This is a genomic window from Streptomyces sp. NPDC127129, from assembly GCF_042671585.1.
Classification (GTDB): domain Bacteria; phylum Actinomycetota; class Actinomycetes; order Streptomycetales; family Streptomycetaceae; genus Streptomyces.
Genome location: NZ_JBHXTV010000019.1, coordinates 149,149 through 170,359 on the forward strand (window position 1 = coordinate 149,149; position 21,211 = coordinate 170,359).

General features: G+C 71.1%; 21 protein-coding genes. 15 read left to right on the forward strand and 6 right to left on the reverse strand.

Features of this window, described 5'->3' with window-relative positions:
• Positions 1 to 3 precede the first annotated feature (3 nt).
• Positions 4 to 1,353, reverse strand: coding sequence for a D-arabinono-1,4-lactone oxidase (locus ACFVGW_RS30870; RefSeq protein WP_385854255.1), 1,350 nt, complete (start codon positions 1,351 to 1,353; stop codon positions 4 to 6).
• Positions 1,292 to 2,554 (reverse strand): MFS transporter, encoded by a 1,263-nt coding sequence (locus ACFVGW_RS30875; RefSeq protein ID WP_385854256.1) that lies wholly within the window; start codon positions 2,552 to 2,554, stop codon positions 1,292 to 1,294. The genes ACFVGW_RS30870 and ACFVGW_RS30875 overlap by 62 nt, the downstream gene beginning before the upstream one ends.
• 132 nt (positions 2,555 to 2,686) lie before the next feature.
• Here ACFVGW_RS30875 and ACFVGW_RS30880 point away from each other — a divergent pair, with 132 nt between their 5' ends.
• Positions 2,687 to 3,814: a ferrochelatase gene (locus ACFVGW_RS30880; RefSeq protein ID WP_385854257.1), complete on the forward strand. Its 1,128-nt coding sequence runs from the start codon at positions 2,687 to 2,689 to the stop codon at positions 3,812 to 3,814.
• Between the two features lie 9 nt (positions 3,815 to 3,823).
• On the forward strand, positions 3,824 to 4,660 hold the full coding sequence (locus ACFVGW_RS30885; protein ID WP_383227815.1) for an inositol monophosphatase family protein: 837 nt from the start codon (positions 3,824 to 3,826) through the stop codon (positions 4,658 to 4,660).
• A 103-nt stretch (positions 4,661 to 4,763) separates the two neighbouring features.
• On the opposite strand, the gene ACFVGW_RS30890 is transcribed toward ACFVGW_RS30885, so the two are convergent.
• Positions 4,764 to 4,937, reverse strand: coding sequence for a hypothetical protein (locus tag ACFVGW_RS30890; protein ID WP_352188021.1), 174 nt, complete (start codon positions 4,935 to 4,937; stop codon positions 4,764 to 4,766).
• 393 nt (positions 4,938 to 5,330) lie between these two features.
• On the opposite strand from ACFVGW_RS30890, the gene ACFVGW_RS30895 reads away from it, so the two are divergent.
• The 4 genes from ACFVGW_RS30895 to ACFVGW_RS30910 all read left to right on the forward strand — a co-directional run bounded on the left by ACFVGW_RS30895 (position 5,331) and on the right by ACFVGW_RS30910 (position 8,993).
• Positions 5,331 to 5,984, forward strand: coding sequence for a response regulator transcription factor (locus tag ACFVGW_RS30895; protein ID WP_024758527.1), 654 nt, complete (start codon positions 5,331 to 5,333; stop codon positions 5,982 to 5,984).
• Between the two features lie 4 nt (positions 5,985 to 5,988).
• Positions 5,989 to 7,224, forward strand: coding sequence for a HAMP domain-containing sensor histidine kinase (locus tag ACFVGW_RS30900; RefSeq protein ID WP_352188023.1), 1,236 nt, complete (start codon positions 5,989 to 5,991; stop codon positions 7,222 to 7,224).
• Between the two features lie 395 nt (positions 7,225 to 7,619).
• Complete coding sequence (locus ACFVGW_RS30905) at positions 7,620 to 7,916, forward strand: DUF4193 domain-containing protein (protein WP_003955561.1); 297 nt, start codon at positions 7,620 to 7,622, stop codon at positions 7,914 to 7,916.
• Between the two features lie 12 nt (positions 7,917 to 7,928).
• Positions 7,929 to 8,993: a hypothetical protein gene (locus ACFVGW_RS30910; RefSeq protein WP_385854258.1), complete on the forward strand. Its 1,065-nt coding sequence runs from the start codon at positions 7,929 to 7,931 to the stop codon at positions 8,991 to 8,993.
• Between the two features lie 15 nt (positions 8,994 to 9,008).
• Here ACFVGW_RS30910 and ACFVGW_RS30915 read toward each other — a convergent pair whose 3' ends face one another.
• A complete protein-coding gene (locus ACFVGW_RS30915; protein WP_385854259.1) occupies positions 9,009 to 9,494 on the reverse strand; it encodes a DUF3093 domain-containing protein in 486 nt (161 codons plus the stop codon).
• Between the two features lie 58 nt (positions 9,495 to 9,552).
• Between ACFVGW_RS30915 and ACFVGW_RS30920 the strand changes: the two genes are divergently transcribed.
• From ACFVGW_RS30920 to ACFVGW_RS30955, 8 genes are all read left to right on the forward strand, one after another.
• Complete coding sequence (locus ACFVGW_RS30920) at positions 9,553 to 10,137, forward strand: PaaI family thioesterase (protein ID WP_383227807.1); 585 nt, start codon at positions 9,553 to 9,555, stop codon at positions 10,135 to 10,137.
• Positions 10,137 to 10,649: a dUTP diphosphatase gene (dut, locus tag ACFVGW_RS30925; RefSeq protein WP_383227804.1), complete on the forward strand. Its 513-nt coding sequence runs from the start codon at positions 10,137 to 10,139 to the stop codon at positions 10,647 to 10,649. The genes ACFVGW_RS30920 and dut overlap by 1 nt, the downstream gene beginning before the upstream one ends.
• A gap of 1 nt (position 10,650) precedes the next feature.
• Positions 10,651 to 11,412 carry a DUF3710 domain-containing protein gene (locus tag ACFVGW_RS30930; protein WP_352188027.1) on the forward strand — a complete coding sequence of 254 codons (762 nt, stop codon included), beginning with the start codon at positions 10,651 to 10,653 and terminating at the stop codon, positions 11,410 to 11,412.
• Between the two features lie 168 nt (positions 11,413 to 11,580).
• On the forward strand, positions 11,581 to 12,321 hold the full coding sequence (locus tag ACFVGW_RS30935; RefSeq protein WP_385854260.1) for an ABC transporter ATP-binding protein: 741 nt from the start codon (positions 11,581 to 11,583) through the stop codon (positions 12,319 to 12,321).
• Between the two features lie 206 nt (positions 12,322 to 12,527).
• Positions 12,528 to 15,077, forward strand: coding sequence for an ATP-binding protein (locus ACFVGW_RS30940; protein ID WP_383569275.1), 2,550 nt, complete (start codon positions 12,528 to 12,530; stop codon positions 15,075 to 15,077).
• Positions 15,078 to 15,168: 91 nt separating this feature from the next.
• Positions 15,169 to 15,852: a response regulator gene (locus ACFVGW_RS30945; RefSeq protein WP_361441844.1), complete on the forward strand. Its 684-nt coding sequence runs from the start codon at positions 15,169 to 15,171 to the stop codon at positions 15,850 to 15,852.
• A gap of 187 nt (positions 15,853 to 16,039) precedes the next feature.
• Entirely contained in the window at positions 16,040 to 16,438 is a 399-nt protein-coding gene (locus ACFVGW_RS30950) for an OB-fold nucleic acid binding domain-containing protein (protein WP_385854261.1), read from the forward strand.
• A 3-nt stretch (positions 16,439 to 16,441) separates the two neighbouring features.
• Positions 16,442 to 17,197: a DUF3159 domain-containing protein gene (locus tag ACFVGW_RS30955; protein WP_383227797.1), complete on the forward strand. Its 756-nt coding sequence runs from the start codon at positions 16,442 to 16,444 to the stop codon at positions 17,195 to 17,197.
• Between the two features lie 254 nt (positions 17,198 to 17,451).
• Here ACFVGW_RS30955 and ACFVGW_RS30960 read toward each other — a convergent pair whose 3' ends face one another.
• Together ACFVGW_RS30960 and ACFVGW_RS30965 are read right to left on the reverse strand one after the other, a co-directional pair.
• Positions 17,452 to 18,135: a TrkA family potassium uptake protein gene (locus ACFVGW_RS30960; RefSeq protein ID WP_352188033.1), complete on the reverse strand. Its 684-nt coding sequence runs from the start codon at positions 18,133 to 18,135 to the stop codon at positions 17,452 to 17,454.
• Positions 18,135 to 18,803: a TrkA family potassium uptake protein gene (locus ACFVGW_RS30965; RefSeq protein ID WP_352188034.1), complete on the reverse strand. Its 669-nt coding sequence runs from the start codon at positions 18,801 to 18,803 to the stop codon at positions 18,135 to 18,137. Before ACFVGW_RS30965 ends, ACFVGW_RS30960 begins: the two co-directional genes overlap by 1 nt.
• Before the next feature lie 234 nt (positions 18,804 to 19,037).
• Here ACFVGW_RS30965 and ACFVGW_RS30970 point away from each other — a divergent pair, with 234 nt between their 5' ends.
• The gene (locus ACFVGW_RS30970; protein WP_352188035.1) at positions 19,038 to 21,089 is read left to right on the forward strand and encodes an APC family permease; all 2,052 of its coding nucleotides are present in this window, start codon (positions 19,038 to 19,040) and stop codon (positions 21,087 to 21,089) included.
• The last annotated feature ends 122 nt before the right edge of the window (positions 21,090 to 21,211 follow it).

The window sequence follows — 21,211 nt, forward strand, 5'->3', positions numbered from 1 at the left end:
CCGTCAGTCGCCCAGTACCCGGCGCAGATAGTCGTTGGCGAAGAGCCTCCCGGGGTCGAGCCGGTCACGGAGCGCCGTGAACTCGTCGAAGCGCGGGTACACCTCGGCGAAGTAGGCGGCGTCCCGGGTGTGCACCTTGCCCCAGTGCGGCCGGCCGCCGTGCGCGGTCATGATCCGCTCCACCGCGGTGAAGTAGGCGCGGTGGGGCGTGCCCTTGTAGAGGTGCACGGCGATGTACGCCGTCTCCCGGCCCGAGGCCGTGGAGAGCGCGATGTCGTCGGCGGGCGCCGTCCGCACCTCCACCGGGAAGCTCACCTTCAGCGGCGAGCGCTCGACCATCGCCTTCACCTCGCGCAGCGCCGACACCGCCGCCTCACGCGGCAGGGCGTACTCCATCTCCATGAAGCGCACCCGGCGCGGGGAGGTGAAGACCTTGTACGGGATGTCGGTGTACGTACGGGCCGACAGCGCGCGGCTGGAGACCTTGGCCAGCGAGGGGATGACCGGGGGGACCGCACGGCCCAGCGAACAGGCCAGCTGGAAGACCCCGTTGGAGAGCAGCTCGTCCTCGACCCAGGAGCCGACCTTCCCGGGCGGGGCGGCGGGACCCGCGCTGCGGTTGTTGCGCTTGGTGTTGCAGTTGTCCGTGTGGGGGAACCAGTAGAACTCGAAGTGCTCGTTCTCCGCGTGGAGCGCGTCGAACTCCGAGGTGACCCGGTCGAAGGTCATCGGCTCCTCGCGCGCGGTGAGCAGGAAGACCGGCTCCACGGCGAAGGTGATCGCCGTGACCACGCCGAGCGCGCCGAGTCCGATCCGGGCCGCGGCGAAGACCTCGCGTTCTTCGTCGGTCCCCTTCTCGGAGCAGACCAGCGTCCGTCCGTCGGCGGTGACCAGCTCCAGCTCCCGGATCTGCGCGGCTATCGAGGCCGAGTCGCGGCCGGTGCCGTGCGTTCCGGTGGAGGTGGCCCCGGCGACCGTCTGCTCCATGATGTCGCCCATGTTCGTGAGCGACAGGCCCTCACGGGCAAGCGCCACGTTGAGCCGCTTGAGCGGAGTGCCGGACTCCACGGTCACGGTCATCGCCTCGCGGTCGATCCGCCGGATACCGGTCAGCAGGTCCGGGCGGATCAGCACCCCGTCCGTGGCGGCGATCGAGGTGAAGGAGTGTCCGGTACCGACCGTCTTCACCCGCAGCCCGTCCGCGGCCGCCTGCCTGACCGCGTCGGCCAGCTCGTCGGCCGACGCGGGCGTCACCTCCCGTGCGGGGCGGGAGGAGACGTTCCCCGCCCAGTTACGCCACGGGCTGTTCGTCGCCCTCGTGCTCGTCCACCGCTTCGTCGGCGTACTGCTCACGCTGCCCCTCCCGTGTCGGCACCGGCCTGCCCAGCCGGCGATACCCCAGGAGACCCACCGCGACCGCGAGCGCGCCCGAGACGACGGGCACCACGTACGCCGCCTCCGCGCCCGACGCGTCGACGACCCAGCCGGCGGCCGAGGAGCCGAGCGCCACTCCGATGGCCATCCCCGTCCCTGTCCAGGTCATGCCTTCGGTCAGCTTGGTGCGAGGTACGTGCGCTTCGACGAGGGACATCGTGATCACCATCGTCGGTGCGATGGAGAGGCCCGCGACAAAGAGCGCCACGGCCAGCAACGGCAAGTTCCCGGCCAGTAGGAGGGGGATCATACTCACGGCCATCGTGCAGTTACCCAGGAGCCATGTGCGGGACGGCTCGCCCTTCAGGTGCAGCAGACCGAAGACGGCGCCGGCCAGGCAGGACCCCAGCGCGTAGACCGCGAGCACCAGGCTGGCGGCGGCCTTGCTGCCCTGCTCCTCCGCGAAGGCCACCGTCACCACGTCGATGGAGCCGAAGATGGCGCCGGTGGCGACGAAGACGAGGGCCAGGACCTGCAGGCCGGGGGAGCGGAGCGCCGAGCCTCCGGAGCTTCCGTCGTGCGGGTGCGGCGTGGGCTCGGTGGAGGTCAGCGAGGTCAGCCAGAAGACGCCGACGGCGAGGAAGACGGCAGCGAAGAGCGGTCCCGCCTCGGGGAACCAGATCGTCGACAGACCGATCGAGATGATCGGGCCGAAGATGAAGCACACCTCGTCGACGATCGACTCCCACGAGTACGCGGTGTGCAGCCGGCGGGCCTCGCCGCGGTAGATCTCCGCCCAGCGGGCCCGGGTCATCGCGCCGAGGCTCGGCACACAGCCGATCACGGCGGTGAAGACGAACAGGGTCCAGTCCGGGGCGCCCTGCTGGACGCAGAGCAGCAGTCCCGCGGCCGCGGCCAGCGAGACGAGGGTGACCGGGCGCAGCACGCGCCGCTGGCCGTACCGGTCCACCAGCCGGGAGACCAGCGGGCCCAGTGCGGCGGCGGACATGGCCATGGTCGCCGAGAGCGCGCCCGCGAGTCCGTACCGCCCGGTGACCTGGGAGATCATCGTGACGACGCCGATGCCCATCATGGAGAGCGGCATCCGGCCGATGAAACCGGCGACCGAGAACGATCGGGTGCCGGGCGCCGCGAAGATCGCGCGATAGGGACTGGGCAAGGGGATCTCCGGGCGTTCACTCAACACGTGTAATTAATGGCTAAAGCCTACGGTGTTGAAGTCGATGTCGCACCAACTTTTTCGGCCGGGGCGGGCCGTCGGCCGTCAGAGGGGGGTGGGAAGATCGGTGCCATGTCCGATCAGCACGATCCCGCACCGTACGACGCCCTCCTGCTGCTCTCCTTCGGCGGCCCCGAGGGCCCGGACGACGTCGTCCCGTTCCTCGAGAACGTCACCCGCGGCCGGGGCATCCCCAAGGAGCGGCTGAAGGAAGTGGGGCAGCACTACTTCCTCTTCGGCGGCGTCAGCCCGATCAACGACCAGAACCGCGCGCTGCTCGACGCGCTGCGCGAGGACTTCGCGGAGGCGGGGCTCGACCTGCCGGTCTACTGGGGAAACCGGAACTGGGCGCCGTACCTCACCGACACCCTGCGGGAGATGGTCACCGACGGCAGGCGTCACATCGCCGTCCTCGCCACCAGCGCCTACGCCTCGTACTCCGGCTGCCGCCAGTACCGCGAGAACCTCGCCGACGCGCTCTCGGAGCTGGAGGCGGAGCGCCTCCCGCTGCCCCGGGTCGACAAGCTGCGGCACTACTTCAACCACCCCGGATTCGTCGAGCCCATGGTCGAGGGCGTGCTCACCTCGCTCGCCGAACTCGACGAGTCGGTCCGGGCCGGCGCCCACCTCACCTTCACCACCCACTCCATCCCGGAGTCGGCCGCCGACTCCTCGGGTCCCGTCGGCGAGCACGGCGAGGGCGGGGCCTACGTGAAGCAGCACCTGGACGTGGCCCGCGTGATCGTCGAGGAGGTCCGCCGCAGGACCGGCGTCGAGCACCCCTGGCAGCTCGTCTACCAGTCCCGCAGCGGCGCCCCCCACATCCCCTGGCTGGAACCGGACATCTGCGACCACCTGGAGGAGCTGCACGGCGCCGGCGTCCCGGCCGTCGTGATGGTGCCGATCGGCTTCGTCTCGGACCACATGGAGGTCCTCTACGACCTCGACACCGAGGCCACCGCCAAGGCCACCGAGCTCGGCCTTCCGGTGCGGCGCTCGGCGACGGTCGGGGCCGACCCCCGGTTCGCCGCCGCCGTCCGGGACCTCGTCCTGGAGCGCGCGGCGGGCGAGCGCGGCGTCCGTGCCGAGCGCTGCGCCCTCGGAGCGCTCGGACCCTCCCACGACGTCTGCCCGATCGGCTGCTGCCCCGCCCGTGCGGAGCGGCCCGCGGCGGCCGGCGCCGACAGCCCGTACGCCTGAGGAGCCCCCGTGACCCAGCCCGTGAACCCCGAGCCGGCCGGCGCCCCGAGCCCGGCCCTGCTGACCGAACTGCTCGACCTCGCCCTGGAGGCCGGGCGCCGGGCCGGCGCGCTGCTGCGCGACGGCCGGCCGGACGACCTGACGGTGGCGAAGACCAAGTCCAGCCCCATCGACGTCGTCACGGAGATGGACATCGCCGCGGAGAAGCTGATCACCGGCTTCCTCGCCGAGCACCGGCCCGACGACGGCTTCCTCGGCGAGGAGGGCGCCGCAAGCCCCGGCACCAGCGGCGTCCGCTGGGTGATCGACCCGCTCGACGGGACGGTGAACTACCTCTACGGCCTGCCGACCTGGGCGGTCTCCATCGCCGCAGAGCTGCACGGCGAGACCGTCGTCGGCGTGGTCGAGGCGCCCATGCGGAACGAGACGTACCGTGCGGTGCTCGGCGGTGGAGCCCACATCGGGGACCGCCGCCTCGCGGTCCGCCCCGCGCCGCCGCTGGACCAGGCGCTGATCTCCACCGGCTTCGCGTACGTCCAGACCCGCCGCGCCCACCAGGCGGACGTCGCCCAGCGGATGATCCCGCTGCTGCGCGACATCCGGCGCGGCGGCTCGGCCGCGATCGACCTCTGCGACGTCGCCGCGGGCCGGCTCGACGGCTACTACGAGCGCGGCCTCAACCCCTGGGACCTCGCCGCCGGGGACCTCATCGCCCGGGAGGCGGGCGCCCTGACCGGTGGACGGCCCGGTGAGCGCCCGTCGGGCGATCTGGCCGTCGCCGCCCCACCCGGCGTCTTCGAGCCCCTCCAGGAGCTTCTGGAGAACCTCGGAGCCTGGCACGACTGAGCCCGGCGGAACCGTCGCGCGGCGGACGGTCGCGCGGCGGACGGTTGCGAGGACGCGAAGAGGCCCCGGTGCCGATGGACACCGGGGCCTCTCGCGTCAGGGGTCAGGCGCTGGCGGCGCCGACCTCCACGCCGTGCTCGGCGGCGAGTCGGTGCAGGTCGTCGAGCTCGGCCTGCTCGACCTCCGCGAGGAAGTCGTCGCCCGTCTCGCGTGCCCGTGTGAGGTCGGTCTGCGCAGCGCTTATGCGCTGCAGCAGTCCTGCGGTGAAAGCGTCCATCGTGCGCCCCCTCGTCATGGGTCGGTGGCACGGGGGTGTGCCGAGGGTGGGTGGATCACACGCTGTTACCTCTGGGGGACAGAGCGGCATGTGGCGTGCCACGTACGTGCCACATACAGGGCGTGATCACGGGGTGTGCAGACGTCCTCCCCCGGAGTTTCCTCACAGAAACCTCAACTGGCCCGTGAAGTCAGGTGAATTCTTCGTACGCCCCCTTCAACCCCGCCCGCGCTTCCACGCGCCCCGACCCTCCCCGGAGCCCCTCCCTCCCCGCCCGCACGCCGCCTTACAGCCGGTTTACGCGCGTACGGGGCAGGATGGACACGCACAGTCAGTGCTCACCATCGCCCGGTCCGCATCAGTGGCAGGGGCCCGTAGGAAGGAATGACCGACGTGCGCGTACTCGTCGTCGAGGACGAGCAGCTGCTCGCCGATGCGGTGGCCACCGGACTGCGCCGGGAGGCCATGGCCGTCGACGTCGTGTACGACGGCGCCGCCGCGCTGGAGCGGATCGGGGTGAACGACTACGACGTGGTCGTCCTCGACCGCGACCTCCCGCTGGTCCACGGCGACGACGTCTGCCGGAAGATCGTCGAGCTGGGGATGCCCACGCGCGTCCTGATGCTCACGGCCTCCGGCGACGTCAGCGACCGCGTGGAGGGCCTGGAGCTGGGCGCGGACGACTACCTGCCGAAGCCCTTCGCCTTCACCGAGCTCACCGCCCGCGTGCGCGCGCTGGGCCGGCGCACCACGGTGCCGCTGCCGCCCGTCCTGGAGCGCGCCGGCATCAAGCTCGACCCGAACCGCCGCGAGGTCTTCCGCGAGGGCAAGGAGGTCCAGCTCGCCCCCAAGGAGTTCGCGGTCCTGGAGGTCCTCATGCGCAGCGAGGGGGCGGTGGTCTCGGCCGAGCAGCTCCTGGAGAAGGCCTGGGACGAGAACACGGACCCGTTCACCAACGTCGTACGGGTCACGGTCATGACTCTGCGCCGAAAGCTGGGCGAGCCCCCGGTCATCGTGACCGTCCCCGGCTCCGGCTACCGGATCTGACCCCGTGGCCGCGACCCCTGCGCCCCCACAGGCGCCCCCGAAGCCGACCTGGGACCCCCGGGACCCGGTCAGACCGCTGCTCCGGCCGACGATCCGGATACGGCTCACGCTGCTCTACGGCGGGATGTTCCTGATCGCCGGCATCCTGCTGCTGTCGATCATCTACCTCTTCACCGCGCAGGCCCTGGGCGACAGCGCCTCGGAGCTGCCCTTCAAGGTCGTCAAGGGCGAGGTCCAGCCGACCACGTCCTGGTGCCAGCTGCCCGCCACGGGAACCGGCGAGCAGCTCAACGAGGCCGTCTCCGCCTGTCTCCAGCACCAGCGCGACCTGGCGCTCGACGACCTCCTGAGGCGCTCCCTGTTCGCCCTCCTGGGTCTGAGCATCATCGCCTTCGCCTTCGGCTACGCCATGGCCGGCCGGGTGCTCTCCCCACTGGGTCGGATCACCCGGACCGCCCGGCAGGTGGCCGGATCCGACCTCGCGCGCCGGATCGAGCTGGACGGCCCGGACGACGAGCTGAAGGAGCTGGCCGACACCTTCGACGAGATGCTGGAGCGGCTGGAGCGGGCCTTCACCGCCCAGCAGCGGTTCGTCGCCAACGCCTCGCACGAGCTGCGCACGCCGCTGGCGATCAACCGCACGCTCCTGGAGGTCCACCTCTCCGATCCCGGGGCGCCCGTCGAGCTCCAGCAGCTCGGCAAGACCCTGCTCGCCACCAACGAGCGCAGCGAGCAGCTGGTCGAGGGCCTGCTGCTGCTCGCCCGCAGCGACAACCAGATCGTCGAGCGCAAGCCGGTGGACCTGGCGGAGGTCGCCTCGCGCGCCGTCGACCAGGTGCACGCGGAGGCGGAGTCCAAGGGCGTGGAGATCCGTGCCGAGTGCGAGCCGGCCGTCGTCCAGGGCAACGGTGTCCTGCTGGAGCGGATCGCCCTGAACCTGGTGCAGAACGCCGTGCGGTACAACGTGGCCGAGGGAGGCTGGGTGGAGGTCACCACGGGGACCGAGCACGGCCAGGCGCTCCTGGTCGTCTCGAACACGGGTCCCGTCGTGCCCGCGTACGAGATCGACAACCTCTTCGAGCCGTTCAGACGGCTGAGGCAGGAGCGCACCGGGAGCGACAAGGGCGTCGGACTCGGCCTGTCGATCGCGCGTTCCGTCGCGCGCGCCCACGGCGGCCGTATCATCGCGGAGCCCCGCGAAGGCGGCGGGCTCGTGATGCGTGTCACTCTCCCGATCTGACACACTTCGGGTACCAGCCGGTTCCGTTCGCTTTGCGCGGAATTTTCGGATCCCATTCCTGAGACGCTCATGTGTGATCGATCACAGGGGTGTGCATCCGACCCTCCACTCTCCGTGATCGAGAATTCCAGTGGAAAACCCGGAAAAGTCCGGGTTTCCCGGCCTCTGGATGACGGGAAGTACACGGGGTGGCGCCCGTGAAGGACGGCAGGAGGACCGTGTACGGTCCCGTTCGCCACCCAAAGCCGATCACTCGTGAGAGGGCCGGTTGGGTGTCGATTGAGTAACAGACCTTGATGTGAGGCAAAATCTCCGCCTCAGGTCGGGCACAAGTCCGGCCTCTCACGCGTTACGTGCGCTGGAGACACCGCAACCACCCAGAGGGGGAGAGCGACATGGCAACGGATTACGACACCCCACGCAAGACCGACGACGACGTCGATTCGGACAGCCTTGAGGAACTGAAGGCCCGCCGGAACGACAAGTCCACCTCGACGGTCGACGTCGACGAGTTCGAGGCCGCCGAAGGCCTGGAGCTGCCCGGCGCGGACCTCTCGAACGAGGAGCTCGCCGTCCGGGTCCTGCCGAAGCAGGCCGACGAGTTCACCTGCATGAGCTGCTTCCTCGTGCACCACCGCAGCCAGCTGGCTCGGGAGAAGAACGGCCAGCCGATCTGCCGCGACTGCGACTGAGATCGGTCGGCCGTGGCAGGCGACACACCTTCCCGGAAGCGTCGCTTCCGGCTTCCCAGGAGGCCGGAGGCGAATCAGGGCGGTGACGCAGCGGTGGAGGGTGCCCAGGAGGCACCGGAAGCCGAGGAGACCGCCCTCCTGCCCTCTCTCGGCGCACGTGACGACGAGCGAGGCCGCTCGGCCTCGCTCGAAGCGGCCACGTCCGGTACACCGACGTCCGGCACACCCGTGTCCGGCACCGACGTGTCCGGCACCGACGTGTCCGGTGAGCCCGGGACCGAAGCATCCGCGTCACCGGTACCGGCCGAGCACGGCAGGCGCCGTCACGGCGCCGTCCAGCGCGTCACCGACCCGGCGCGCGCCCAGCTGGACCGTATGAAGCTCGACCGCGCGCGGATCGACGCCGTCAAACGCGGCGTGAAGCGTGGCGGCGAGAGCGCCAAGGCCGGCATCGGCTATCTCGCCGACCGGATCATCGAGATCGCCCCCCGCGTACCCGTGCGGGACCTGGCGACCCTGCGCAAGCACTTTCCGGGGCTCGGCCCCGAGCAGATCGCCGACAGGCTCGTCGGGGGCGCCTGCAACGCTAGCTCGACGGTCGGCGCCGGCGTCGGAGCGGCCGCCATGCTCCCCGTGCCCCCCGCGCTGCCCGCGGAACTGGCCGCGGAGATCACCGGAGTCGCCGCGATCGAGATCAAGCTCATCGCCGAGCTGCACGAGGTGTACGGGCTGAGGCCGCCCGGCACGCTCACCCAGCGGTCCACGGCCTATCTGACCTCGTGGACGGAGGAGCGAGGCATCGACCCCGCCAAGCCGACGACCGTCAACGCGGCCCTCGGCGGGCAGCTCAAGCGCGAGCTGCGCCAGCAGATCATGAAGCGCATGGTGCGCAACCTGCCCAGCCTGATGCCGTTCATGGTCGGCGCAGCCGTCGGAGCCGTCATGAACCGCCGCGACACCAGGAAGCTCGCCGAGCACGTCCGCAAGGACCTGCGCGCGCGTCAGGTGCCCTGGGACGCCCTGGAGGGGCTGCCCCCGCTGGAGCAGCCCGAGAACCCCAAGGAGATCGGCTTCTAGCCCTCGGCGCGGCCGCTAGCCCTCGGTCCGGGCCGCCTCGACGGCCGCGGCGAGACCCTCCGGGTCACGGCTGGAGAGATACACGTACGGCGTCGGGTCCTCGGGGTCCGTGACCGCGATCCGTACGGCACCCGGCACATAGCTGCGCAGCAGCATGAAGGCGCGCGGGTCGGCCTTGAACGTGCGCCAGGCCCGCGCCTCCTCCGCGTCCAGCACCTCCGGCGCCCCGAGCGCCGAGACCGGGATCCGGGCGTCACCGGCGACCAGCGAGCCGGCCACCACCCGGATCCGGGCCGAGCCGTACGAGGAGACGCCCACGGCCGCCAGCGCGCCCGCGGCGATCAGCCCGCCCAGCGTCGCCACCGTGCCCAGCGGGAACATCACCAGACCGCCGCTGAGGGCCAGCAGAACCGTGATGACCCACCACGAGCCGGGAGCGGTCAGCCGCTCGTCGAAGCGCGGCGCGGCGGTCGGAGCGGGGGAGGCGGGGGAAGGCTGCATGCGCCCAAGCTTGGCACGGCGCGACCCGCGGCCGACCTCGCGGGTAAGGTCTGCGCCTGTGACCGCAACATCTCCCGCCCTCACCCCGCCGGCCGACGCCATACCGCCGGTACGCCACCCCGACGCGCCCGCCCCCGGCGAGCTGCTCGGCGCGCACTACGAGCACTGCTTCGGGTGCGGCGGCGGGCAGCCCCACGGGCTCCACCTGGAGGCCCGGGCCGGCGAGGGCGTGACCGTCACGGCCGAGTTCACCGTGACCCCCGACCACCAGGGCGCCCCCGGCCTCGCGCACGGCGGCGTCCTCGCCACCGCGCTCGACGAGACCCTCGGCTCCCTGAACTGGCTGCTGCGCGTCATCGCCGTCACCGGACGTCTGGAGACGGACTTCGCCCGTCCCGTCCCGGTGGGCACCGTCCTGCACCTGGCGGCCGAGGTCACCGCAGTGCACGGCCGCAAGATCTACTCGACCGCCGTCGGCCGGATCGGCGGGCCGGAGGGCCCCGTCGCTGTCCGTGCCGACGCCCTCTTCATCGAGGTCAAGGTCGACCACTTCATCGACAACGGCCGCCCGGAGGAGATCCAGGCCGCCATGTCCGACCCCGACCAGGTCCGGCGCGCCCGCGCCTTCGAGGTGAACCCCTGATGCGCAACCCTGTCGACGTACTGATCCGGCGTGTGGACCCGGACGTACCGCTCCCCGCCTACGGCCACCCCGGCGACGCCGGCGCCGATCTCGTGACCACCGAGGCGGCCGTCCTGGCCCCCGGCGAGCGGGCCGTGCTGCCCACCGGGGTCTCCATCGCCCTGCCCGACGGCTACGCCGCCTTCGTACACCCGCGTTCCGGGCTGGCCGCCAGGTGCGGAGTCGCCCTCGTGAATGCCCCAGGGACGGTGGATGCCGGGTACCGTGGAGAGATCAAGGTGATCGTGGTCAATCTCGACCCGCGTGAGAGCGTGCGGTTCGAGAGGTTCGACCGGATTGCCCAACTGGTCGTCCAGCAGGTCGAGAAGGTGCGCTTCCACGAGGTGGCGGAGCTTCCCGGCTCGGCGCGGGCCGAGGGGGGCTTCGGGTCCACCGGCGGTCATGCCGCCGTGGACGGCACAACGGGTGGGAATCGATACGCTTCGGTCGTATCCGACCGGGAAGGACAGTGACGTGTTCGGACGTCGCAAGAAGAGCGGTGCCGCTGAGGACGCAGCGGGCGAGGCCGAGCAGGTCGTCGACGAGGTCGACACTGACGACACGGCCGGTGCGCCGCGTCGGGTGAACCTTCCGCCGGCGCCCCGGCCCGACGGACCGTGGGACATCTCCGAGGTCTCCAAGCCCGAGGACGGGCGGGTGGATCTCGGTGGCATCTTCGTGCCCGGAGTCGAGGGCATGGAGCTCCGGGTCGAGGTGGCGGGCGACGCGATCGTCGCGGCCACCGTCGTGCTGCGCGACAGCGCCGTGCAGCTGCAGGCCTTCGCGGCACCGAAGAAGGAAGGCATCTGGGGCGAGGTCCGCGAGGAGATCGCCTCGGGCATCACCCAGCAGGGCGGTGTCATCGACGAGGTCGAGGGTCCGCTCGGCTGGGAGCTGCGGGCCCAGGTCCCGGTGCAGCTGCCGGACGGCACCGGAGGCGTGCAGCTCGTGCGCTTCGTGGGCGTCGACGGCCCGCGCTGGTTCCTGCGCGGAGTCATCTCCGGCCAGGGCGCGGTGCAGCCGGAGGCCGCCGGCCTCCTGGAGCAGATCGTCCGGGACACCGTGGTGGTCCGCGGCGACGGCCCGATGGCCCCCCGTGACCCGATCGTCCTCAAGCTGCCCAACGACGCCCAGATGGTGCCGGACGGCGTGCAGCAGGAGGAGCAGGAGGGCTCGCGCTTCTCCGGAGGCATGGGCCAGCTCCAGCGCGGACCGGAGATCACCGAGGTCCGCTGACCCCGTTCCGTACCGCATACAGATCAAGGCCGGTGGGCCGCATTCCGAACATCCTGTCCGGAATGCGGCCCACCGGTGCGTTCCGGCCCCTGGCCGGACGGCCCCTCGGCGTCCGATACTGACGGGCGCGCCGAGGGGCGCACCCGTTCGACGAGGGGGAGCACAGGGATGAGCGAGAGCAGCGCGCGGACCGGTACGGCGGTCGCCGAGGACCCGGCCGGCGGACCCATGGTCCGCGTCGAGAACCTGCGGCGCTCGTACGGTACGGACGCGGCGGCCGTCCACGCCCTGCGCGGGGTCTCCTTCGACGTCCGTCACGGCGAGCTCGTCGCACTCAAGGGCCGCTCGGGCTCCGGCAAGACCACCCTGCTCAACCTGGTCGGCGGCCTGGACAGCCCGGACGGCGGCCGGATCACCATCGACGGGACGGATCTCGCGGAGCTCGGCGAGAACGGGCTCCTGGAGCTGCGCCGGGACCGCATCGGCTTCATCTTCCAGTCCTTCGGCCTCATCCCGATCCTGACCGCCGCGGAGAACGTGGGCGTGCCGCTGAGGCTGCGCAGGGCGGACCCGAAGGAGCGGGAGGAGCGGGTCGCCCTCCTCCTCGCGCTGGTGGGCCTCGCCGACCACGCGGCGCAACGGCCCGGCGAGCTCTCCGGCGGTCAGCAGCAGCGCGTGGCCATCGCACGGGCCCTCGCCAACAAGCCGGCCCTGCTGATCGCCGACGAGCCGACGGGGCAGCTCGACGCGGAGACCGGCCTCGCGGTGATGGAGCTCCTGCGCGCGGTCGTCCGCAGCGAGGGCGTCACGGCGCTCGTCGCCACCCACGACGCGCAGCTCCTGGGACTGGCGGACCGCGTGCTCGAACTGAGCGACGGCGAGATCGTCGAACACTCCCGCTCCCGCTGACGCTGACGCCGACGCCGACGCTGACGCCGACGCCGACGCCGACGCCGACGCCGACGCCGACGCCGGCGCTGACACGGACGCCGGCGCCGGGCGCTGCGTACCCCTCCGGACCGCCCGGGGGCCGCCCCATCAGAATCCCGTCAATACGGCTCGTCGCCCTTGCCCCTTGTGCGGAATGTCCGATTCGCTGGACGTAAGGTCATGGCATGGGACGGGGCAAGCTACGGATCTACCTCGGTGCGGCACCGGGTGTCGGCAAGACCTACGCGATGCTCTCCGAGGGGCACCGCCGGGTCGAGCGCGGCACGGACTGCGTCGTCGCCTTCGTCGAGCACCACGACCGGCCGCGTACGGAGGTCATGCTGCACGGCCTGGAACAGGTCCCGCGCCGCACCCTCGCCTACCGCGACACCTCCTTCACCGAGATGGACGTCGACGCGGTCCTCGCGAGGAAGCCCGCCGTCGCCCTCGTGGACGAGCTGGCCCACACCAATGTGCCCGGCTCCCGTCACCCCAAGCGCTGGCAGGACGTCGAGGAGCTGCTCGCCGCGGGGATCGACGTCATATCGACGGTCAACATCCAGCACCTCGAATCGCTGGGCGACGTCGTCGAGTCGATCACCGGCGTACGCCAGCAGGAGACCGTCCCCGACGAGGTGGTGCGGCGGGCCGACCAGATCGAACTGGTCGACATGTCGCCCCAGGCCCTGCGCCGCCGCATGGCCCACGGCAACATCTACAAGCCCGACCGGATCGACGCCTCCCTCGCGAACTACTTCCGCCCGGGGAACCTCACGGCCCTGCGCGAGCTGGCGCTGCTCTGGACCGCGGACCGGGTCGACGAGTACCTCCAGCAGTACCGGGGCGAGCACGGCATCCGCTCCACCTGGCAGGCCCGTGAACGGATCGTCGTCGGGCTCACCGGCGGACCCGAGGGCCGCACGCTCATCCGGCGTGCCGCGCGGCTGGCCGAGAAGGGCGCGGGCGGCGAGGTCCTCGCCGTCTACATCGCCCGCAGCGACGGCCTCACGGCCGCCTCGCCCAAGGAGCTCGCGGTCCAGCGGACCCTGGTCGAGGACCTCGGAGGAACGTTCCACCACGTCATAGGCGACAACATCCCCTCGGGCCTCCTGGAGTTCGCGAGAGGCGTCAACGCCACCCAGATCGTCCTCGGCTCCAGCCGCCGGAAGACCTGGCAGTACGTGTTCGGCCCCGGCGTCGGCCAGACCGTCGCCCGCGAGTCCGGCCCCGACCTCGACGTCCACATCGTCACCCACGAGGAGGTGGCCAAGGGACGCGGACTGCCCGTCGCCCGCGGCGCGCGTCTCGGCCGCTCCCGGATCATCTGGGGCTGGCTGGTCGGCGTCGGAGGGCCCGCCCTCCTCACCGTGCTCCTCACCCATGTCGACGCCGACCTCGGCCTCGCCAACGACATGCTGCTGTTCCTGGCGCTCACCGTCGCCTCGGCGCTGCTCGGCGGCCTCCTGCCGGCGCTCGCGTCCGCCGCCTTCGGATCGTTCCTGCTGAACTGGTTCTTCACGCCGCCGCTGCACAAGGTGACCATCGCCGACCCCAAGAACATCGTCGCGATCGCCGTCTTCTTCGGCGTCGCCGTGGCCGTGGCCTCCGTGGTCGACCTCGCGGCCCGGCGCACCCATCAGGCCGCCCGGCTGCGCGCCGAGGCCGAGACCCTCTCCTTCCTCGCGGGCAGCGTGCTGCGCGGTGAGTCCAGCCTGGAGTCCCTGCTCGAACGGGTCCGCGAGACCTTCGCCATGGAATCCGTGGCACTCCTGGAACGGGAGAGCGACGTGGAGCCGTGGACCTGCGCCGCGAGCGTGGGAGCGCGCCCCGTCGTCCGGCCCGAGGACGCCGACGTGGACATGCCCGTCGGAGAACACCTGGCCCTCGCCCTGACCGGACGGGTCCTGCCCGCCGAGGACCGGCGCGTGCTGGGCGCGTTCGCCGCGCAGGCGGCGGTGGTACTGGACCGGCAGCGGCTCGTCGGAGAGGCCGAGGAGGCCCGGAAGCAGGCCGAGGGCAACAAGATCCGCACGTCCCTGCTCGCGGCCGTCAGCCATGACCTCCGTACCCCGCTCGCCGGTATCAAGGCGGCGGTCTCCTCCCTGCGCTCCGACGACGTCGAGTGGTCCGAGCAGGACCGGGCGGAACTCCTGGAGGGCATCGAGGAAGGCGCCGACCGGCTCGACCATCTGGTGGGCAACCTCCTCGACATGTCCCGGCTCCAGACCGGCACCGTCACCCCGCTGATCCGCTCCATCGACCTCGACGAGGTCGTCCCCATGGCGCTCGGCGGGGTGCCCGACGGCAGCGCCGAGCTGGACATCCCCGAGACGCTGCCGATGGTCGAGGTCGACAAGGGGCTCCTGGAGCGCGTCGTCGCCAACATCGTCGAGAACGCCGTGAAATACAGTCCTGAGCGGGTGCCGGTGGTCGTCTCCGCCAGCGCGCTCGGCGACCGGGTCGAGCTGCGTGTGGTCGACCGGGGACCCGGAGTGCCGGACGAGAGCAAGGAGGGCATCTTCGAGCCGTTCCAGCGCTTCGGCGACGCCCCGCGCGGCTCCGGCGTCGGCCTCGGCCTCGCGGTCGCCCGCGGCTTCGTGGAGGCCATGGGAGGCACCATCACCGCGGAGGACACCCCCGGCGGCGGTCTGACCATGACGATCACCCTCAAGGCCGTGACGGGGCGGCGGCCGCCGCCCTCCACCGCCGACGTGCCGGCCAGGGTCACCACCTGACCCGCCGGCACCGAGCGACCCCGAGTGACCTCATGACCCCACGGGAATCCCCGTACCCCCGACGTACGCAAGCGAGAGAAGGAAGCCCTCGATGACCCGGGTTCTCGTCGTCGACGACGAGCCGCAGATCGTCCGCGCGCTGGTGATCAACCTCAAGGCGCGCAAGTACGAGGTGGACGCGGCGCCCGATGGCGCCACCGCCCTTCGGCTCGCCGCCGAACGCCATCCCGACGTGGTCGTCCTCGACCTCGGCCTGCCGGACATCGACGGTGTCGAGGTCATCAAGGGCCTGCGCGGCTGGACCCGCGTGCCGATCCTGGTGCTCTCGGCCCGCCAGACCTCCGACGAGAAGGTCGAGGCCCTCGACGCCGGAGCCGACGACTACGTCACCAAGCCCTTCGGCATGGACGAGCTCCTGGCCCGGCTGCGTGCCGCGGTCCGCAGGGCCGAGCCGGTCGGCGGCGACGACAGCGTCGTCACGGTCGAGACGGAGGGCTTCACGGTCGACCTTGCCGCGAAGAAGGTCCACCGCGACGGCCGTGACGTCCGGCTCACGCCGACCGAGTGGCACCTGCTCGAGGTGCTCGTCCGCAACAGCGGACGCCTGGTGAGCCAGAAGCAGCTCCTCCAGGAGGTCTGGGGCCCGTCGTACGGCACGGAGACCAACTACCTGCGGGTCTACATGGCGCAGCTGAGACGGAAGCTGGAGGTCGACCCGTCGCACCCGCGGCACTTCGTCACCGAGCCGGGCATGGGCTACCGCTTCGAGCGCTGAACCGACCCCGCGGAGAGGCCCGCGGGGAGGGCCGCGGGGAGGGCCGTGGGGAGGCCTGCGGAGAGGGCCGCGGGGAGGCCTGCGGAGAGACCCGCGGAGAGGCCCGTGGGGAGGCCTGCGGAGAGACCCGTGAGGGCCCGTCCGGAGGGCCGGTTCCGCAGTCGGTGGGGGCCGGTACGCTTTCTGTATGAGTGCTGCACCGCGTACAGAGAAGCCGGCCGGACGCTTCCGCCGGATGCTCGACCGGCTGTCCACCTCGCAGGAGGAGCTGGAGTCCGTCGAGCTCCAGGAGGACGCCGAGGCGACGGGCTGCACGCGCATCTGTGACTGCTCCGACCGCCAGATAGTCAAGGTGACTGGTACCTTGCGCACGGTCACGCTGCGTCCCCGGGCGGGTGTGCCCGCCCTCGAGGCCGAGCTGTTCGACGGCACGGCCCCGCTGGACGTGGTGTGGCTGGGCCGGCGGTCCATCGTGGGCATCGAGCCGGGCCGCAAGCTGATCGCCTCCGGCCGGATCTCCATGAGCCACGGCCGGCGGGTCCTCTTCAACCCCAAATACGAGCTCCGACCGCTCGGACAGGAGTAGCCGGTGACGTCGCTCGACAAGCCGACGACGGATCAGGACGCCCCGGACAGCCAGGGCGCTCCGCAGGGACAGGCCGCGAAGGAGGTCACCGAGGCCGCGCTGTTCGAGGCCTTCGGCGGCCTGCGGGGCATGATCGAGACGGTCGTCCCCGGCCTGCTCTTCGTCACGATCTTCACGATCAACAAGGACCTGCACATCTCGGCGATCGCGGCGCTCGCGGTCTCCCTGGTCCTGGTCGCCGTCCGGCTGATCCGCCGGGACACCGTCAAGCACGCCTTCAGCGGGGTGTTCGGCGTGGCGTTCGGTGTGGTCTTCGCGATGATGACCGGCAACGCCAAGGACTTCTACCTGCCGGGCATGCTGTACACGCTGGGCCTCGCCCTCGCGTACATCGTCACCACGCTCGCCGGTGTCCCGCTGATCGGCCTGATCCTCGGCCCGGTCTTCAAGGAGAACCTCTCCTGGCGGACGCGTAACCCCGGCCGCAAGAAGGCCTACGCGAAGGCCAGCTACGCCTGGGGCTTCATCCTGCTCGCCAAGTGCGCGATCCTCTTCCCGATGTACTGGTGGGCCGACACGACCAAGTTCGGCTGGGTCCTCGTCGCGCTGAAGATCCCGCCCTTCCTGCTCGCGGTCTACCTGACGTGGGTCTTCCTGGCGAAGGCCCCGCCGCCGATCGACGTCTTCGCCGAGATGGAGGCGGAGGAGGAGGCCGAGAAGGCCCGCAAGGCGGCCGCGGCGCGGGATCGGGAGTCGTAACCCCCGGAGCCGTACGAGACGCGCCGTGAGGGCACGGGGAGCGCGCCGAGAGCCGTCCGCGGACCGGCGCGAGGACCTGCGCGAGCCACGAGCCTCACCGCCGTCATGGGGATGGGGCCCCGCCACCGTCACGGGGATGGGGCCTCACCACCGTCACGGGGATGGGGCCTCGCCACCATCACAGGGAAGGGCCCGGGACCTCTCGAGGTCCCGGGCCCTTCCCCGTACGTGCCGCGCACCTCGCGGCGCGGGCGTCAGTCCCTCGGCGCGCCCTCTTCGCGACGGACCGACAGCAGGTCCTCAAGCTGCTCCTCGCGCGCCTGGGCGGCCACGAAGAGGAGCTCGTCGCCCGCCTCCAGGGTCTCCTCGGGGCTCGGGGTCAGCACCCGCGAGCCGCGGATGATCGTCACCAGGGAGGTGTCCTGCGGCCAGGCGACATCGCCCACGGCCGTCCCCGCGATCGCCGACTCCGGCGGAAGCGTCAGCTCCACCAGGTTCGCGTCACCGTGGCTGAAGCGCAGCAGCCGGACCAGGTCGCCGACGCTCACCGCCTCCTCCACCAGGGCCGACATCAGACGCGGCGTCGACACGGCGACGTCCACGCCCCAGGACTCGTTGAAGAGCCACTCGTTCTTGGGGTTGTTCACCCGGGCGACGACGCGCGGCACGCCGTACTCGGTCTTCGCGAGCAGCGAGACGACCAGGTTCACCTTGTCGTCACCGGTGGCCGCGATCACCACGTTGCAGCGCTGCAGCGCCGCCTCGTCCAGGGACGTGATCTCACAGGCGTCGGCAAGCAGCCACTCCGCCTGCGGCACCCGCTCCACCGAGATGGCGGTGGGCGCCTTGTCGATCAGCAGGACCTCGTGGCCGTTCTCCAGCAGCTCGCCCGCGATGGAACGGCCCACCGCACCCGCGCCGGCAATAGCGACACGCATCAGTGACCGCCCTCCTCGGGACCCTCGGCGAAGGCCTCCTCGACCTTCGCGATCTCGTCCGTACGCATCATCACGTGCACGAGGTCGCCCTCCTGCAGCACGGTCTGCGAGGAGGGGATGATCGACTCGCCCAGCCGGGTGAGGAACGCCACGCGTACGCCGGTCTCGTCCTGCAGCTTGCTGATCTTGTGGCCGATCCACGCCGGAGAGGTGTGCACCTCGGCGAGCTGCACCCCGCCGCTCGGGTCGGTCCACAGCGGCTCGGCGCCCGACGGCAGGAGGCGCCGCAGCATCTGGTCGGCGGTCCAGCGGACCGTCGCGACGGTCGGGATGCCGAGACGCTGATAGACCTCGGCGCGCCGGGGGTCGTAGATCCGGGCGGCCACGTTCTCGATGCCGAACATCTCGCGGGCGACCCGGGCGGCGATGATGTTCGAGTTGTCGCCGCTGCTCACCGCGGCGAAGGCGCCGGCCTCTTCGATCCCCGCCTCACGCAGCGTGTCCTGATCGAAGCCGACGCCGGTGACACGCCGTCCGCCGAAGCCGGAGCCGAGACGGCGGAAAGCCGTCGGGTCCTGGTCCACGACGGCCACGGTGTGCCCCTGCTGCTCCAGGGTCTGCGCGAGAGCGGCTCCCACTCGCCCGCAGCCCATGATGACGATGTGCACGTCCCCTTACCCCGCACTCCTGATCGTCTTACTGACCTGCGAATACACCCTGCTCACAACTTTCCTCACCCGACTGGCCCGGGCCGTGGCGGGCAACGCTCTGCCGTGCTGCCCGATCCGAGCTTATGCGGCAACCCCTTGGGGGACCGCATCCGCGGTCCCCGCCAGGGAGATTCCGTGCGGATTGGGGGTCGCGGTGAGCATGGCTGTTTTCGAACGCTTACGATCCTCTCCGTGTCCAAACTGACCGACCTGCCCAAACGGATCTTGATCGGACGGGCTCTGCGCAGCGACAAGCTCGGGGAGACCCTGCTCCCGAAGCGCATCGCCCTCCCCGTCTTCGCCTCCGACCCGCTGTCCTCGGTGGCGTACGCACCCGGCGAGGTGCTGCTCGTCCTGTCGATCGCGGGTCTGTCGGCCTACCACTTCAGCCCGTGGATCGCGCTGGCCGTCGTCGTCCTGATGTTCACGGTCGTCGCGTCCTACCGGCAGAACGTCCACGCCTATCCGAGCGGCGGCGGCGACTACGAGGTCGCCAACACCAACCTCGGCCCGAAGGCCGGACTGACCGTCGCCAGCGCCCTGCTCGTCGACTACGTCCTGACCGTCGCCGTCTCGATCTCCTCCGGGATCGAGAACCTCGGCTCGGCCGTCCCGTTCGTCGTCGAGCACAAGGTCCTCTGCGCGGTCGGCGTCATCGTGCTGCTGACGCTGATGAACCTGCGCGGGGTGAAGGAGTCGGGCAGCCTCTTCGCCATCCCGACGTACGTCTTCGTCGCCGGCGTCTTCATCATGATCGCCTGGGGCGCCTACAAGGGGATCGTCCTCGACGACACCATGAAGGCCCCCACCGCCGACTTCGAGATCAAGCCCGAGCACCAGGGCCTGGCCGGCTTCGCGCTGTTCTTCCTGCTGCTGCGCGCCTTCTCCTCCGGCTGTGCCGCCCTCACCGGCGTCGAGGCGATCTCCAACGGCGTCCCCGCCTTCCGCAAGCCCAAGTCGAAGAACGCCGCCACCACGCTCGCGCTCATGGGCGCGCTGGCCGTCACCATGTTCTGCGGCATCATCTTCCTGGCGCTCGCCACCGACGTACGGATGGCCGAGAACCCCGCGGTCGACCTGCTCCGCAACGGTGTACCCGTCGGCGAGAGCTACGTCCAGGACCCCGTGATCTCCCAGGTCGCGGCCGCCGTGTTCGGCGACGGAACGTTCTTCTTCGTACTCCTCGCCGCGGCCACCGCGCTCGTCCTCTTCCTGGCCGCCAACACGGCGTACAACGGCTTCCCGCTCCTCGGCTCGATCCTCGCCCAGGACCGGTACCTGCCGCGCCAGCTGCACACCCGTGGCGACCGGCTCACGTTCTCCAACGGCATCGTGCTGCTCGCCGGCGCCGCCGCCCTCCTGGTCTGGGTCTACGGGGCCGACTCGACGAAGCTGATCCAGCTGTACATCGTCGGCGTCTTCGTCTCCTTCACCCTCAGCCAGACCGGCATGGTCCGGCACTGGAACCGCCACCTGCGGACGGAGAAGGACCCGGCCAAGCGCCGCCACATGATCCGCTCCCGCGCGATCAACACCTTCGGCGCGTTCTTCACCGGCCTGGTCCTGGTCGTCGTCCTCGCCACCAAGTTCACGCACGGCGCCTGGGTCGCCCTGCTCGGCATGGTGATCTTCTACGGGACGATGACCGCGATCCGACGGCACTACGACTCCGTCGCGGACGAGATCGCCGCCGCCGAGGAGCGCCCCGACGAGTACGTACGCCCCTCGCGCGTCCGCTCCGTCGTCCTCGTCTCCAAGCTGCACAAGCCGACGCTGCGCGCGCTCGCCTACGCCAAGCTGCTGCACGCGAACGAGCTGGAGGCGCTGAGCGTCAACGTCGACCCGGCCGAGACCAGGGCGCTCAAGGAGGAGTGGGAGCGGCGCGGGATCAACGTACCGCTGAAGATCCTCGACTCGCCGTACCGCGAGATCACCCGGCCGGTGATCGAGTACGTCAAGAACATCCGCCGCGAGAGCCCGCGCGACGCCGTCTCCGTCTACATCCCGGAGTACGTCGTGGGCCACTGGTACGAGCACCTGCTGCACAACCAGAGCGCCCTGCGCCTCAAGGGCCGGCTGCTCTTCACGCCCGGCGTGATGGTGACCTCCGTCCCGTACCAGCTGCAGTCCTCCGAGGCCGCGCGGAAGCGGGCGAGGAAGCGCCAGGACTGGAACGCGCCGGGTTCGGTGCGCCGCGGCCCGGTCGAGAAGCGCACGAAGGAACCGACCGGCAAGGGCACGTAGACTGGTGGGGGGGGGGGGGGGGCCCCCCCCCCCAAAAACAAAAAAGTGGGAGGCCCCCCAAGAAAAAAACGCCCCAGGGGGGGGGGTTGGGGGGGGGGATAGGGGGGGGGGGGGGGCCGGGG